Origin of the sequence: Streptomyces sp. A1136 (assembly GCF_004795055.1) — a bacterium.
Classification (GTDB): domain Bacteria; phylum Actinomycetota; class Actinomycetes; order Streptomycetales; family Streptomycetaceae; genus Streptomyces.
Genome location: NZ_SSBJ01000019.1, coordinates 34,851 through 49,835, shown reverse-complemented (window position 1 = coordinate 49,835; position 14,985 = coordinate 34,851). Strand labels below are relative to the sequence as shown.

The 14,985-nt window shown below is 71.9% G+C and carries 14 protein-coding genes; 9 read left to right on the top strand and 5 right to left on the bottom strand.

Features of this window, described 5'->3' with window-relative positions:
• The first annotated feature begins 32 nt into the window (after positions 1-32).
• A complete protein-coding gene (locus tag E6R62_RS19735) occupies positions 33-242 on the top strand; it encodes a hypothetical protein (protein ID WP_136214804.1) in 210 nt (69 codons plus the stop codon).
• Between the two features lie 98 nt (positions 243-340).
• Positions 341-1,453: a glutamate--cysteine ligase gene (locus tag E6R62_RS19730; protein ID WP_136214895.1), complete on the top strand. Its 1,113-nt coding sequence runs from the start codon at positions 341-343 to the stop codon at positions 1,451-1,453.
• An 80-nt stretch (positions 1,454-1,533) separates the two neighbouring features.
• Here E6R62_RS19730 and E6R62_RS19725 read toward each other — a convergent pair whose 3' ends face one another.
• A complete protein-coding gene (locus tag E6R62_RS19725; RefSeq protein ID WP_136214803.1) occupies positions 1,534-1,761 on the bottom strand; it encodes a DUF5133 domain-containing protein in 228 nt (75 codons plus the stop codon).
• Between the two features lie 187 nt (positions 1,762-1,948).
• Between E6R62_RS19725 and E6R62_RS19720 the strand changes: the two genes are divergently transcribed.
• Complete coding sequence (locus tag E6R62_RS19720) at positions 1,949-2,371, top strand: ATP-binding protein (RefSeq protein WP_136214802.1); 423 nt, start codon at positions 1,949-1,951, stop codon at positions 2,369-2,371.
• A gap of 44 nt (positions 2,372-2,415) precedes the next feature.
• Here the strand turns inward: E6R62_RS19720 and E6R62_RS19715 are convergent, their stop codons facing one another.
• A complete protein-coding gene (locus tag E6R62_RS19715; RefSeq protein ID WP_136214801.1) occupies positions 2,416-4,833 on the bottom strand; it encodes a SpoIIE family protein phosphatase in 2,418 nt (805 codons plus the stop codon).
• 87 nt (positions 4,834-4,920) lie between these two features.
• Positions 4,921-8,991, bottom strand: coding sequence for a HAMP domain-containing protein (locus E6R62_RS19710; protein WP_136214800.1), 4,071 nt, complete (start codon positions 8,989-8,991; stop codon positions 4,921-4,923).
• A 216-nt stretch (positions 8,992-9,207) separates the two neighbouring features.
• On the opposite strand from E6R62_RS19710, the gene E6R62_RS19705 reads away from it, so the two are divergent.
• The 5 genes from E6R62_RS19705 to E6R62_RS19685 all read left to right on the top strand — a co-directional run bounded on the left by E6R62_RS19705 (position 9,208) and on the right by E6R62_RS19685 (position 13,257).
• Entirely contained in the window at positions 9,208-10,125 is a 918-nt protein-coding gene (locus tag E6R62_RS19705) for a SigB/SigF/SigG family RNA polymerase sigma factor (RefSeq protein ID WP_136214799.1), read from the top strand.
• Positions 10,126-10,228: 103 nt separating this feature from the next.
• The gene (locus E6R62_RS19700) at positions 10,229-11,014 is read left to right on the top strand and encodes an MEDS domain-containing protein (RefSeq protein ID WP_136214798.1); all 786 of its coding nucleotides are present in this window, start codon (positions 10,229-10,231) and stop codon (positions 11,012-11,014) included.
• A gap of 100 nt (positions 11,015-11,114) precedes the next feature.
• Positions 11,115-12,071 (top strand): sensor histidine kinase, encoded by a 957-nt coding sequence (locus E6R62_RS19695; RefSeq protein WP_306432446.1) that lies wholly within the window; start codon positions 11,115-11,117, stop codon positions 12,069-12,071.
• A gap of 126 nt (positions 12,072-12,197) precedes the next feature.
• Positions 12,198-12,569 carry an STAS domain-containing protein gene (locus E6R62_RS19690; protein WP_136214797.1) on the top strand — a complete coding sequence of 124 codons (372 nt, stop codon included), beginning with the start codon at positions 12,198-12,200 and terminating at the stop codon, positions 12,567-12,569.
• Between the two features lie 250 nt (positions 12,570-12,819).
• Entirely contained in the window at positions 12,820-13,257 is a 438-nt protein-coding gene (locus E6R62_RS19685; RefSeq protein ID WP_136214796.1) for an ATP-binding protein, read from the top strand.
• Positions 13,258-13,460: 203 nt separating this feature from the next.
• Here the strand turns inward: E6R62_RS19685 and E6R62_RS19680 are convergent, their stop codons facing one another.
• The gene (locus E6R62_RS19680; RefSeq protein WP_136214795.1) at positions 13,461-14,039 is read right to left on the bottom strand and encodes a Dps family protein; all 579 of its coding nucleotides are present in this window, start codon (positions 14,037-14,039) and stop codon (positions 13,461-13,463) included.
• Between the two features lie 157 nt (positions 14,040-14,196).
• The gene (locus E6R62_RS19675; protein WP_136214794.1) at positions 14,197-14,418 is read right to left on the bottom strand and encodes a DUF5133 domain-containing protein; all 222 of its coding nucleotides are present in this window, start codon (positions 14,416-14,418) and stop codon (positions 14,197-14,199) included.
• A 211-nt stretch (positions 14,419-14,629) separates the two neighbouring features.
• On the opposite strand from E6R62_RS19675, the gene E6R62_RS19670 reads away from it, so the two are divergent.
• Positions 14,630-14,968: a hypothetical protein gene (locus E6R62_RS19670; RefSeq protein WP_136214793.1), complete on the top strand. Its 339-nt coding sequence runs from the start codon at positions 14,630-14,632 to the stop codon at positions 14,966-14,968.
• Positions 14,969-14,985 lie beyond the last annotated feature (17 nt).

Sequence of the window (14,985 nt, the reverse complement as noted above, 5' to 3'; positions counted from 1 at the left end):
AACATGACCCACAGGACCCACAGGAGACAGACATGGAATCGACTGTTCCCGTCCCCTCCCCCCTCCTTGAGGAAGCCAGGACCGCGCTGCGCGACGTCGGCGACCCCGCGGCCCGCGCCCTGGTCCTCGCGGTACTCGCCGCGGCGCGGGAACTGCAGGACCTGGCCGGGAGCGCCGAGCGCCTCGACGCCCGCCTGGAGTCCCTCAACCAGTACCTCGGAGCCATCGCCAACAAGCCGTAACCCCTCGCCCGCACCCCCGGGCCGCGCATGGGACCCACGGCGCGGGGCAGCCGCCCACCATCGGTACGAAGCGAGGAACGGAAGTGGTGCGGGTGCGTCTGCGCAGCGTCGGGGTGGAGGAGGAACTCCTCCTGATCGGATCGGAGAGCGGTGAGCCGCTCTCGGTGTCGGGCGCGGTTCTGGCCGAGGCGGAGCGGCACGGTGTGGGTGAGGAGGAGGGCACCTTCGAGACGGAGCTGATGCGCGAGCAGCTGGAGTTCTCCACCAAGCCGGTGACGGAGATGGGAGAGCTGGCCGAGGAGATCGTCAGGTGGCGTTCCGAGGCCGCCCGGCACGCCGCCAAGGCCGGCGCCGAGGTGGCCGCGCTCGCCACCTCACCACTGCCCGTACTGCCCTCGACCAGCCCCGGGGAACGCTACCGGTGGGTCGCGGAGCGTTTCGGCCTCACGGCGCAGGAACAGCTGACATCAGGCTGTCACGTGCATGTCGGCGTCGACTCCGACGAGGAGGGGGTGGCCGTGATCGACCGCATCAGGCCGTGGCTGCCCGTCCTCACCGCCATCAGCGGAAACTCCTCCTTCTGGCAGGGCCAGGACAGCGGGTACGGCAGCTACCGCAGCCGGGTGTGGAACCGGTGGCCCTCCGCGGGGCCGACGGAGATCTTCGGCAGCGCCGACCGGTACCACGAACAGGTGTCCGCCATGGTCGCCACCGGGGTGCTGCGCGACAAGGGCATGATCTACTTCGACGCCCGGCTCGCGGCGAACTACCCCACCGTGGAGATCCGCGTCGCGGACGTCTGTCTGGAGCCCTCCACCACCGTCCTGCTGGCGAGCCTCGTCCGGGGACTCGTCGAGACGGCGGCGCGTGCCTGGGAGGCCGGCGAGCCCCCGGCGCGCATCGGCGTGGGCCTGCTGCGGCTGGCGTCCTGGCGGGCGGCCCGCTCGGGCATCGACGGGCCCCTGGTCCATCCGGCGACGATGCTGGAGGCGCCGGCCCGCGATGTGGTGGACGCGCTGTTCGAGCACGTCCGCGAAGCCCTGGAGGACCACGGGGACGCCACGGCGGTCCGGCGCGGCATCGAGGAACTCTTCGCGCGCGGCAACGGGGCACGCGTCCAGCGCGAACTCCTGCGCGCCACCGGGGACCTGGGCGCGGTGGTGCGGGAGTGCGCCCGCATCACCACCTCCTCCGCCCCCACCACCACGTGACACCGCCCCCACGGCCCACGAACCGGCGCCCTGCCCCTCTCGCCGAGGGGCAGGGCGCCGGTTCACGGGGGAGCCGGCCGTCAACCGGCCAGGACCGAGTCGTCGAGGGTGCGGGCGCCCGGGAGCCGGTAACGGGCGGCCGCCAGCGCCGCGTCCACACCGGAGGTCCCCGTCGCTACGCACAGGGCGTGCACGACGTCGTCCATACGGCCGCGGATCTCGGGGGTGTCGTCCTGGGCGCACAGGACCGCCAGCGCCCAGTAGCGCTCGACGAGACCGGAAAGCACGGCCGGGTGGGCCATCAGCATGGGCGGAGTCCTTTCGGGAAGCCGGACGATCTTGGCCCTCGGCTGCCCCGGTTGTCCGGCGCTACACCTGCCCCGGGCACCCGATCCCCGGCGCCGGCCGCCGGGGATGCCCCGGTCCGCGCGGGGTAACCGCGTCGGCAGGACACGACACCCCGACGAACGAGAGGACCCGGTGAGGATGATGGCGATGAGGGCAGTGGGATGGGCCCGCTCCTTTCCGGTGTCGAACGGCGTCCGGGCGGCCAGGCAGTGGACCGCGGAGCACCTCTCGTCGCTGGACTGGGCCCCCCACGCCCCGGACACCGTCCACTCGATCCTGCTCAGCGTCTCCGAACTGGTCGCGAACGCCCATGTGCACGCCGCCGAGACCGCGCACCTCGTCCTGACGTGGGACGGTCAGTGCCTGCACGTGAGCGTGGCCGACGGAGATCCGCGACTGCCCCGGCCCCGGGAGGCGGACGCGAACGCCACCTCGGGCCGGGGCCTGGGCATCGTCGACGCCCTCGCCGACACGCTGGACGTCCACGCCTTCCACGGAGGCAAGGCCATCAGCGCCTGCTTCCACCCGCCGGAGGTGCCCGACCCCCACGGCGAGCCCGTCCCCGAGTGACCACCGGCCGGCCGGCCCGGTCGCGTGGCGACGGGGACTGATCCTCAGCGCACCTGGATGCCGATCAGGCAGGTGTCGTCGTCGGTGTCCGACCGGCTGTGCGTCAGCAGCCGGTCGAGCCGTTTGTCCAGGGTGTCCGCCTCCCTCCCCGCGAGGGAGAGGAGCTGGGACAGGGAGTCCGTCACGGAGACGTCGCGGCGCTCGACGAGCCCGTCGGTGTACATCAGCAGCGTGTCCTCGGGCTCCAACCGCACCTCCTCCTCCTCGAAGACGACCTCCGGCAGCGCCCCGAGCAGCAGGCCCTGGGCCATCGGGAAGGCCTGCGCGCTCGTGCCCCGCACGAGGACCGGCGGCAGGTGCCCGGCGCGCGCCCAGCGCAGGACCCGCGTCCGCGGGTCGTAGACGCCGCACACGGCGGTGGCGGTCACGTTGCTGGTCAGGTGGTGGGCGACGGTGTTGAGCCAGGACAGGAGCTGCGCGGGCCCGGCCCCGGTCACCGCCAGCCCCCGCAGGGCGTTGCGCAGGATGACCATGCCCGTGGCCGCCTCGATGCCGTGCCCGGCGACGTCCCCCACGGACAGCAGCACCTTGTCGTTGGGCAGGACGACCGAGTCGTACCAGTCGCCGCCCACCATCGCCTCCGACTCGGCGGGCCGGTAGCGCACCGCGATCCGGATGCCGGGAACCTCCAACGGCGCGGGCGCGGCGGGCATGATGGCGTGTTGGAGCTGGAGGGCGAGCCGGCTGCGCTCGGCCGCCTCCGCCTCGGTGTGGGCGAGTTGGTCCCGGGTGGCGGCGAGGGCCACCTCGGTCCAGTGCTGGGAGGAGATGTCCTGGTAGGCGCCGCGCACCGCGTGGAGGCTGCCCCGGTCGTCGAGGACGGGTTCCGCGACGAGACGGATGTGCCGGGTGATGCCGTCGGTGCGCTGGAGCCGGAAGTCCACCGAGGATTCGCGCTGGTGGTGCAGGAGCGTGCGCAGGAAACGGTTGATGGAGGCCACGTCGTCCGGGTGGGCGTGGGCGCGCAACTCCTCCAGGGGGACGGGGGAGGAGGTCAGGGGCCGCCCGTAGAGCGTGAACAGCTGACCGTTCCAGGTGATCTCACCCGTCGTGATGTTCTCCTCGAAGCCGCCGACGCGGCCGAGGCGCTGGGCGTGCTGGAGCAGGCTGGCCAGCCGCGCCGTCTCGTCCTCTATCCGCCAGATGAGCAGCAGGGCCGCGCCGTGGCGGCTGATGCTGGCGTCGGCGATCGCCGTGAGGGGTACGTCGTCCACGAACGCGGTGAGCGCCATCCGCTGGGTACGGCAGGGCTCGCCCGTCGCGTAGACCCGTTCGAGCTTGTCGAAGAGCCCGTTGTCCTCGGCGGCCGCCGGGTACGCCTCCAGGAACGACGAGCCGCACACCGAGGTGCGCGGCCGCCCGGCGGGGTCGATGAACCGGTCGTTGGCGTGGTGGACGCGGAAGTCCACCAGCCGGCCGCCCAGGTCCAGGCAGGGCGTCAGCACCAGGGCCGGGTCGTACAGGTTGTCGGCGAGGTTGACCATCTCGGCCACTCCGGCGACGCCGTGCTCCGGGACCTCGGGCTCGGCGGACGGGGTCACGTCCTGGTCGCCCAAGGTGTGCGCGCACAGTTCCGCCAACGCCTCCAACTGGCGCAGGACCTGCGGGGACTGCGGTTCGAGGGGTTCCGGCCAGCACACCTCCAGCACGCCGTGGATTCGGCCGCCGGTGCCGGCGGGCACGACGACGCGGCCGCCTCCCGGGTGCTGGCGCCGGCCGATCGAGGGGATACCGGAGTCGCTCAGCCGCGGTACGACGGTCAACTCGCGCTTGTCCAAAGCCAGATGGGCGCAGGTCGCGACCTCCGGCGGGACGTAGCGCCACCGGCTCGCCTCCTCCTCCGGGAAGCCCGCGTGCCCCACGAGCGTCAGGGAGGAATCCGAGCCCGCCACCCAGATCGCGACACCGTGCGCCCCGAGTGCGGCCAGGGCGTTCTCCAGCAGGGCCGCGGCCACGGCCTGGGAGTCGGCGGCGGCCAGCAGCCCGCTCTCGGCGGCGCGGAGCCGCACGGCCGGCGTGCTCGCGCCGGCGCCGGCGGTCGGCTGGGCGGCGTTCTCCAGGAACTCGCGCGCGACCTCGCTCACCTGGTCGCGCGCGGCCTGGTTGACGACGTCGACCGCCAGCGCGAGCAAGGTCGTCCCCGACTGCTCGGCCAGCTTGGCCAGTTGCCGCGCCGCCTCGGCCGGACCGCACCCGAGACGGCCGACGAGCACGCCCTTGGCCATCTCGACCAGCGCCCGGCCGTCCGCGGTGGCCTGGGCCTCCCGCACCTCCTGGCGCAACCGTTCGACGGTGGCGGCCAGCCGACCGGCGTCGGTCACCGCCGGGGAAGCGTCGGTACGGACCGGCGGGAAGCCGGGCCCGGGGCCGTCGCCGCCCTGACGCGGGCGTAGCTCGGGCACGGGCCGGACGTCACCGGGCTCGTCTCCTGCATACGTGGGCGTGTTCACCGTGGACCGGCTTTCTGGGCGGGGGAGGGGAGTCGTACGTCAGGCACCGGCGGCACTCTCGGCTCCTTGGCCGGACTCCTGCGGAAGCAGCCAGCGACGGACCCGGGACATCAGGTCGTTCGCGTCGACCGGCTTGGTGACGTAGTCGTTGGCGCCGGACGCGAAGCTCTTCTCCCGGTCGCCGGGCATCGCCTTCGCGGTGACCGCGATGATCGGCAGCCCCGCGTAGGCGGGCATCCGTCGGATCTCGGCGGTCGCCGCGTACCCGTCCATCTCCGGCATCATCACGTCCATCAGGATCAGGTCGATCCCCGGGTTCGCGGCGAGGGCCTCGATGCCCTTGCGGCCGTTCTCGGCGTGCAGCACCTCGATGCCGTGGAGTTCGAGGATGCCGCTGATCGCGTACAGGTTGCGGGCGTCGTCGTCGACCACCAGGACCGACCGGCCCGCCAGGCGGTCGTCGACGTGCGCCGCCGGGCCGGAGGCCGGCGAGGGCGCGCCGGTCCGCACCAGCGGGGGGACCGCTCCGGGCCACTCCGCGGAGAGGTGGAGCGCTATCCGTTCGCGCAGTTCGTCCAGGCTGGAGAGGACTTCGAGCGGCTGGTGGGCGGCGTGCCGGGCCAGTTCCGTCCGCTGCGCCGTCGTCAGCCGGCGGCCGTCGTGGGCGAGCACCGGCAGGGACGCCAGGGCCGAATCGCCCGCCATGGCGTCCAGGAAGCGCAGGGCCTCCCCGTCGCTGCCCAGGTCGAGGACGACACAGTGGAAGGAGGCCTGGGCGAGGACGGTGGCCGCCTCGACGGCGGTGACGGCGGTCGCCACCTCCACCTGTTCCTCGGTACCCGTGGCGGCCCGGCCCGCGGCGAGATCACGGGCCGCGCTCTCCGCGACGAGACTGAGCAGGCCGTTGTTGCGCTCCTCGATCACCAGGAGCCGCCGGGGATGGCGCGCGTCCTCATCGGCGGGGGGGAGCGCCGCCATCGCGCCGGAGGGACCGTCGATCGCCTCGCGGTCGCCCTCCGGGGCCGCCTCCAGGGCCTGCCCCTCCAGGACGAGGTCGTGGAAGTCGTCGTAGGAGACGGGCAGGTACAGCGTGAAGACCGAGCCCTCGCCGGGCACGCTGCGCGCCGTGACCACACCGCCGAGGAGCCGTGCGATCTCCCTCGTGATCGACAGACCGAGCCCGGTGCCCCCGTATCTGCGGCTCGTGGTGCCGTCGGCCTGCTGGAAGGCGGCGAAGATCGACTCCAGGTGCTGTTCGGCGATCCCGATGCCCGTGTCGACGACCCGGAAGGCCACCACCGATCCGGCTCGGTCCAGGTGGCCGGGCAGTTCGTCGGAGACCGCCGGTTCGATCCGCAGCTCCACCCGGCCGTGCTCGGTGAACTTGACCGCGTTGGACAGCAGGTTGCGCAGGATCTGACGCAGCCGCGAGTCGTCCGTCAGCAGGTCGACCGGCACGCCCGGCGCGGTCACGATCTCGAATTCGAGGCTCTTTTGCGTGGTCAGCGGCCGGAAGGTGGCTTCCACATAGCCCAGGAGCTGCTTGAGGGAGACCCGTTCCGGGTTGATGTCCATCTTCCCCGCCTCGACCTTGGACAGGTCGAGGATGTCGTTGATCAGCTGGAGCAGGTCGGAGCCCGCCGAGTGGATGATCCCGGCGTACTCGACCTGCTTGGCGGTGAGGTTGCGGGTCGGGTTCTGCGCCAGGAGCTGGGCGAGGATGAGGAGGCTGTTGAGCGGCGTGCGCAGTTCGTGGCTCATGTTCGCCAGGAACTCGGACTTGTACTTCGACGCGAGCGACAACTGCTGTGCGCGGTCCTCCAGTTCCTGCCGGGCCTGCTCGATCTCCAGGTTCTTCGTCTCGATGTCCCGGTTCTGGGTGGCGAGGAGCGCTGCCTTCTCCTCCAGCTCGGCGTTGGAGCGCTGCAGTTCGTCCTGCTGGACCTGGAGCTGCTCCGAACGCGCCTGCAACTCCACCGTCAGCCGCTGCGACTCGCCCAGGAGTTCGTCGGTGCGGGCGTTGGCGACGATCGTGCTGACATTGACGCCGACGGTCTCCATCAGCCGGCCCAGGAAGTCCCGGTGCACCGGGGTGAAGGTCTTGAAGGTGGCCAGCTCGATGACGCCGAGCACCTGCTCCTCCACGACGATGGGCAACACGATCAGCCCCGCCGGGGCCGAGCGGCCCAGCCCGGAGGAGACCACGTAGCCGGGCGGGACCTCGTCGGCCACGATGATCCGTCGGCTGCGGGCGGCCTGGCCCACGAGGGTCTCGCCGCGCCGAAGGCGCACGGAGGCGGGGCTCCCGGCGGGGCGGCCGTAGGAGCCGATGAGGGTCAGCCAGGTCTCGCCCTCGGCCTCCTCGGCGAGGTAGAAGGCGCCGTAGCTGGCGTCCACGAGCGGCGTCAGCTCGTCCATGACGAGTTCCGCGACGGCGGACAGGTCACGGTGGCCCTGCATCAGTCCGGAGATGCGCGCGAGGTTCGACTTCAGCCAGTCCTGCTCCTGGTTGGCGCGGGTGGTCTCGCGCAGGGAGCCGACCATCGAGTTGATGTTGTCCTTGAGCTCGGCGACCTCGCCGGAGGCGTCGACGGTGATGGAGCGCGTCAGGTCGCCCTCCGCCACCGCGCTCGCGACCTCGGCGATGGCCCGCACCTGCCGGGTCAGGTTCCCGGCCAGCTCGTTCACGTTCTCCGTGAGCCGCTTCCAGGTGCCTTCGACGCCTTCGACCTCCGCCTGTCCGCCGAGGCGGCCCTCGCTGCCCACCTCGCGCGCCACGCGCGTCACCTCGGCCGCGAAGGAGGACAGCTGGTCCACCATGGTGTTGATCGTGGTCTTCAGCTCCAGGATCTCGCCCCGGGCGTCGACGTCGATCTTCTTCGACAGGTCGCCGTTGGCGACGGCGGTGGTGACCAGGGCGATGTTGCGGACCTGGCCGGTGAGGTTGTTCGCCATGGAGTTGACGTTGTCGGTGAGGTCCTTCCACGTGCCCGCCACGTTGGGGACGCGGGCCTGCCCGCCGAGCCGGCCCTCGGTGCCGACCTCGCGGGCGACGCGGGTGACCTCGTCGGCGAAGGCGGACAACGTGTCGACCATCGTGTTGATGACCCCGGCGAGCGCGGCGACCTCGCCCTTCGCCTCGACCGTGATCTTCTGCGAGAGGTCGCCCTTGGCGACGGCCGTCGCGACCTGGGCGATGGAGCGCACCTGCCCCGTCAGGTTCGACGCCATGACGTTGACGTTGTCGGTGAGGTCCTTCCAGGTGCCGGAGACGCCGCGCACCGTGGCCTGACCACCGAGGTTGCCCTCGGTGCCGACCTCGCGGGCCACGCGGGTGACCTCGTCGGCGAAGGCGGAGAGCTGGTCGACCATCGTGTTGATGGTGTCCTTAAGCTCCAGGATCTCGCCCCGGGCGTCGACCCGGATCTTCTGCGAGAGGTCGCCCTTGGCGACGGCCGTCGCGACCTGGGCGATGGAGCGCACCTGGGCGGTGAGGTTTCCGGCCATGAAGTTGACCGAATCGGTGAGGTCGCGCCAGGTGCCGGAGACGCCCTTGACGTCGGCCTGACCGCCCAGGATGCCGTCCGTGCCCACTTCCCGCGCCATGCGGGTGACCTCGTCGGCGAAGGCGGAGAGCTGGTCGACCATCGTGTTGACGGTGTCCTTCAGCTCCAGGATCTCCCCGCGGGCGTCCACCGCGATCTTCTGCGACAGGTCGCCCCGCGCCACCGCCGTGGCGACCTGGGCGATGTCGCGGACCTGCGTGGTGAGGTTGCCCGCCATCGCGTTCACGGAGTCCGTGAGGTCCGCCCAGCTCCCGGACACGCCCGGGACCTCGGCCTGACCGCCGAGGGTGCCCTCGGTGCCGACCTCGCGGGCCACGCGGGTGACTTCCGACGTGAACAGGGACAACTGGTCGATCATGCCGTTGAAGACGGTCGCGATCTCCCCGAGGAGGCCGTCGGCCCCGTCGGGCAGCCGGGTGCCGAAGTCGCCGTCACGCACCGCCGTCAAACCGGCGAGCAGTTGCCGCAGCTCCGGCTCGCCCACCGCGCCCGGCGCGTCCGGCGCGTCCGGGTCCGGACCATGCGTGACCGTAGCGTTCGTCATGTTCTTCCCCACCATCTCCCGAGACCTCGTCACGGACGGGACACGGTCTTTCCGTCTCACGCCGGGACGTAGTCCACCACATCCCGGGCGGGCGGAGGCCCCCCGTGGGCCCGTGAGCACCGTCTCCGAAAAAAAATCGCATGGACCCCGTGTGGAGTCGAATTATCGGGGCAAGCGCGCCACGTCAGCCGTCCGTCGTCGGGAGGAAGGTCCCCCATGCCCCGCTCCGCCGTAGTTGTTGAACCTGTCCAGAGGACAGACACGAAGGCCGCACCGGCCACCGGCCGTACGACCGAAGAGGCGGAGAGCCGACTGCCGAGGATCGCCGATGCCCGCGAGGTGGCCCCCGCCGACGCCCGGCAACTCTCGCGGATCTTCCTGCTGCGGCTGCGCTTCCTGGAGGAGGGCACCCGCGAGTACCAGTACGCGCGCAACACGCTCATCGAGATGAACATCTCGCTGGTGCACTTCGCCGCCCGGCGCTTCCGTGCCCGCTCCGCCGGCGGCGGCGTGGACATGGACGACATCCTCCAGGTCGGGACGATCGGCCTGATCAAGGCGATCGACCGCTTCGACCCCGAGCGCGAAGTGGAGTTCGCCACACTGGCGCTCCCCTTCATCACCGGCGAGATCAAGCGTTACTTCCGTGACACCACCTGGGCGGTCCACGTCCCGCGTCGCCTCCAGGAACTGCGCACGGAACTCGCCAAGAGCCGCGAAGCGCTCACCGACCTCCTGGGCCGGGCCCCGACCGTCAAGGAACTCGCCCAGGACCTCGAACTCAGCGAGGACGAGGTCGTGGAGGGACTGGTCGCCGCCAACGGCTATACCAGCGACTCCCTCGACGCCTCCTCCGGCTCGGAGGAGGACTCCGCGTCGGGCCGCAGGACGCGATCGCTGGCCGACACCCTCGGCGAAGCCGACTACGGGATGGAACTCTTCGAGGAGTTCCACACCCTCGCGCCGCTGCTGGCCGAACTCGACGAGCGCGACCGCCGCATCCTGCAGATGCGGTTCGGCGACGAGAAGACACAGGCGGAGATCGGCGCCGAGCTGGGCATCTCCCAGATGCAGGTGTCCCGCCTCCTGTCCCGCACCCTGGCGCGTCTGCGCACCGGGATGCTCGCTTCCTGAAGCGCACACTCCCGCCGAGGGGGCGGGCGGGCCGGTGCCGGCCGTGGACCGGCGGTAGCCTTGTCAGTCCACAGGCCAACCGCCCGCCCCCGGAGGCAAGAACGTGACCTCGCCGTCTCAGCACCGTCGGCCCCCGGCCGCCCGTGGTGAGCACTCCTTTTTCGTCTACGACGACGACCTGGCGTGGGCGGACACCGTGGTCCGCTTCGTGAGCGACGGCCTGGAGCGCGGACAGCGCGTGTGGTACAGCGCCGACAGCACCGAGCCGGGCGTCGTCATCGACGTACTGCGCCGCGGCGCCGTCGACGTCGACGCGGCCCGACGCGACGCCCGGCTCAGCGTCACCGGGACGGACCTGTCCCACCTCCGTCGCGACCCCTTCGACCCCGACAGGGTCGTCTCCATGTTCCGCGCGGCCTGTACCGAGGCCCTCGCGGACGGTTGTACGGGGCTGCGCGTCCTCGCGGAGATGTCGTGGTCCGCGCGCGACGTGGCGGACGTCGACCGCATCCTGGAATCGGAACTGCGCCTGGACCGCGAGGTCTACGCGGACCTCCCGCTGACCGGGCTCTGCCTGTTCGACCGCCGGCTGATCCCCGCGTCGACCGCCGACCTGCTGACCCGCGCCCACACGATCCGCGCCGAACCGCCCGGTCCCGCCTCCGGCGGGACGGGGCCGCTGCCCGTGGCCCTGGCCGCCGTCCCGATGCGGGACCGCTCCGGCATCCGGCTGAGCGGCAGCGGCGACATCGACACCCGCCACATCCTGCGCGCGGCGCTCGCCGCCCTCGCGCGGATGCCCGGCCCCATCGTCCACCTCGACCTGTCGGCGGTGACCTACCTCGACCCGGGCGCGGTCGCCGTGCTCGTGGACATCTCGACTCACTGACCGGGAAGGGCCGGAGCCTCCTTCTCCACAAGCCCCCGTACTCGCTGCGCAAAGTGGCCGAGTTGTTTCCGGAGGAATGTGCCGCGCTGGAGGTCGCAGCATGATGGTCACACCTGTTCCGGCGAACGCGGAGCCCGCGGAATTCGTCCACCCCGCCCTCTTCTACCGGGACCTGGAGGAGTACACGGCCGGCATCGGGGGCTTCGTACGCGCGGCCCTGGAGGCGCGGGAGCCGGTTCTGCTGGCGGTCCCCGGGCCGCACCTGGACGCCCTGCGCCAGAGCCTGGGCGGCGACGCCGACGGTATCGACTGGGTGGACATGCGGGAGCTGGGTCGCAACCCCGGCCGCATTCTCGCCGCGCTCCAGGGTTTCGCGGACCGCGAGCCCGGCCGGGCCGCCCGCATCGTGGGCGAGCCGATCTGGGCGGGCCGCTCCCGAGGCGAGATCCTGGAGGCCACCCGTCACGAGGCGCTCATCAACACCGCTTTCGCCGGACGGCCCGCCACGATCCTCTGTCCGTACGACCTCTCCGCCCTGCCGGAGAGCGTCGTCGCCGACGCCCGGCGCACCCACCCCACGGTGATCGAGGACGGTCTGGACGGAGTCAGCCCGTACTACACGGACGCCGCGGTGGTCTGCGCGGACTGTGATCTTCCCCTCCCCGAGCCCGCCCGGGACCTCGTCCTGGTGGAGTACGCCGGCGGCGAACTCCACCACGTGCGCGAGCAGGCCGAGAACTGGGTTCGCGGTACGGGCCTCGACACGGCCCGGCGGGGGGACTTCGTGCTCGCCGTCAGCGAGGCGGCCGCCAACTCCGTCGCGCACGGCGGCGGCAAGGGCACCCTGCGGCTGTGGAACGCGAGCGGAGGGGGCGCCGTGGCGGAAATCCAGGACAGCGGCCGCCTCTCCAACGCCCTCGCGGGCCGTCGGCGCCCCTCCCTGACGTCGGGCAACGGCGGCCGCGGCCTGTGGATGATCCACCAGCTCTGTGACCTCGTCGAGATCCGCGCCCTGGACACGGGCCTCACCCTGCGCCTCCACGTCAGCGGCGCCTGACCGCGCCGAGGGCGCCGCCCCCCCGGGCCTCCCCCCGGCGCCACCGGCGCCTGTAATGTTGCGCCAGCACGGAACACGGGCGACGGAGAGGCTGACGTGGGAACTGGCAACCCGGGAGACGGCGAAGTGACCCCGCAGGGGGGCACGGCGACAGACGGACCGCAGGGCACGGGCCTCCGTGGCGGCGGGACGGAGGTCGTGGTGTGCGCGATCACCGGAGACCTGGACCTGGACGGCCTCGGCGCCGTCCGTCCGCAGCTGGAGCAGGCGCTCCGGTCGGGCGCGAACCGGCTGGTGATCGACCTGACCGGATTGGGCTTCTGCGATTCCTCGGGGCTCAACCTGCTGCTCGGCGTGCGCTTGGACGCGGAGAAGGCCGGTCTCGCGGTGCGGCTGGCCGCGCCCACACAGCAGCTCCTGCGGCTTCTGGAGATCACCGGCGCGGACAGTGTCTTCACCATCGACGCCACCGTCGACGCCGCGCTCAGCGCGCCCTGAGCCCGCTCGTGCCCGCCACACGCCCTGTCCGCGTACACCGGGGGCCTTGCGCCGATCGGGGTATCCACGTGTCCGGGTGGTCAGACCGGGCATACGCAAAATCTGAGGCACCGAGGGCGACGACGCCCGGTGGCCCGGAAACACCGGCAGCTCGCGATACACGACGAACAGCGTCAACGACGGGGGTGAGACCACAGTGAAGACCATCGGATCGGACACCAGCGATCCACTGCCCACAGGACCGCCGGTCATGGGCCAGCGCCGTCGGCTCACCCTCGGCGGTACCCGCGGTCAGGTGGCCAAGTGCCGCGAGTTCGCGCACCGGGTCCTGGGCGACTGGGGCTGGGACGGGACCGAGACCGCCGATGACGCCCTGCTGATCGTCTCGGAGCTGGTGACCAACGCCAACGTGCACGCGGGCGGCTGTGACCAGCTGCTGCTGGTCGCGGGCGAATGTCTGCGGATCGAGGTGTTCGACGGGGACCCCGAGCCTCCCCGTCCCGCCCTCAAGCACCAGCGCGGAGCCCCCGGGAGCCAGGGCCTGTACATCGTGCAGCGCCTCTCCGACCGCTGGGGTTGGGTCGGCCACGAGAGCGGCAAGTCCGTCTGGGCGGAGATCGAAGCGGACCGGCTGGTGACGGGCCGGCCCGCCCCCAAGCCGGCGTCGCCGGAACCTTCCCTCAACTGAGGACGCCCGAGCGACAGAGGACGCCCGAGGACCGGTTCTGCCGGACGACGACCTCGGATCACCCGGGTCGACCGGGAACCGGCCCGGCCGCGGCGCGGCCGGGCCGTCGCACGTGTCGCCGCCTCGCACACGCCGCCGCCGGGGCCGCCCGCTCCCTCTCGGGAAACGGACGACCCCGACGTGTACCCGTGGGCCCATGAGCGTCAGGCCGTGCGGCGAGCGTCCCTGAGGGCCTGGTCGGCGGCCTCGTCCAGGGTGTGGGCGCCGGCGGTGCTCAGACGCCCTCCGCTGCTCTCCAGGTGTGCCCGGACGAACCACTGGAAGAGCTCCAGCTGCGCGAGCTGGCCGATGAGCATGTCCTGGGTGACCGGGTCGAGCTCGTCGGTGGTCTTCATGGCGGCCCGATGGTCCTCGATGACGCCCGCGTAGACCAGGTCCAGCGCCCCGAGGTGTGCGACCGCGTCGGCCCGGCCCACGTCGTAGTCGTCCCACGTCCGCTCGGCCACCAGTGCGCCCGGGGTGCCGGCGGGGACGCCGCCGAGGGTGGAGATCCGCTCCGCGGTGGTGTCGATCATCTCCCGTACCGCGTCCACCTGGGGGTCCAGCATCTCGTGGACGGCGATGAAGTGGGGTCCCACCACGTTCCAGTGGACGTGCTTGAGCGTCAGCGCCAGGTCGTTGAGCGAGTGCAGCCGCATGCGCAGTACCTCGACGACGCGGCCGGCGTCCTCCTTCGACATCCCCGGCACGGTGTAGTGCGGCGCGGTGGTGTGCTCATCCATGACGAAACTCCGAATCTGTACCTATGGTCGATATTCGCCGTCTGCCTCGTTCGTCCCTATTCATGCATTGGGTCATTCACGCACGAGGTTCCGGGCCCGCGAAGGCGCCGCGCGGCGGCGACCACGGTGGAGGCGCGACCGGCGTACTCGCCGGCGACTACGCGGCGGGACGCATCTCCTCCCGGCTCGTCGGCAGTTCGCGTTCGGCCATGATCGCGGCCGCGGCCAGGGCGTCCTCGATCGTGGTCGTCGCGGTCGTGACGCAGAGGGTGTACGAGACCTGCTCCAGCTCCTGCCGCGCGGCGGCGGAGTCCTGGTCGGCCAGGGAGGCGTACCGGGCGAGCAGGGAACGGACGACGATCGGGGACGGCATCAACATGGAAGGTCCTTTCGGGCCGGTTCACGGGACTGATCAGCGAACTGCCCTCGAACGCCGAAAAGATGCACGCCTTCCGCGCGCACGTGCGGTACTCCATTCCGGTCCCTTCCCGGCCGATCGGCATGTCGGCCCGCCAACCGGGCAGGCGGGCAGACAGGTGCCCCGCGGCGCGCGGGGCCGGCCGTGACGAACCCGGGGAGGCGGGGTACGTATGGCGACTCGATCCACCGACCGAGGTGGCGAAGAGATGGTCGGGACCCGCCGCCGGGCCGACATCGAACGGGAGTACGGGAGACTGGAGCGCACCACCCCCTTCTCCCGGGGCGCCGCGAGCGGCTACCAGTGGGCCCTCGGCCGGGAGGGCGAAGGGCCCGTCACCGGGGTCCACGCCGAAGGGCCGCCAGGCATGGACCTGCTCGTCGCGGAAGTGGACGCCGCCGTCGTACGGCTGGAGGAGCAGCCGCCACGCTCCGTTCCGCACGACCACATCCAAGGGGTGCACGACGCCCTCGCCTGGGTGTGCGGGCAGAGTGAGGACCGCCCGTCCTGAGCCGTACGGTCGCCAAG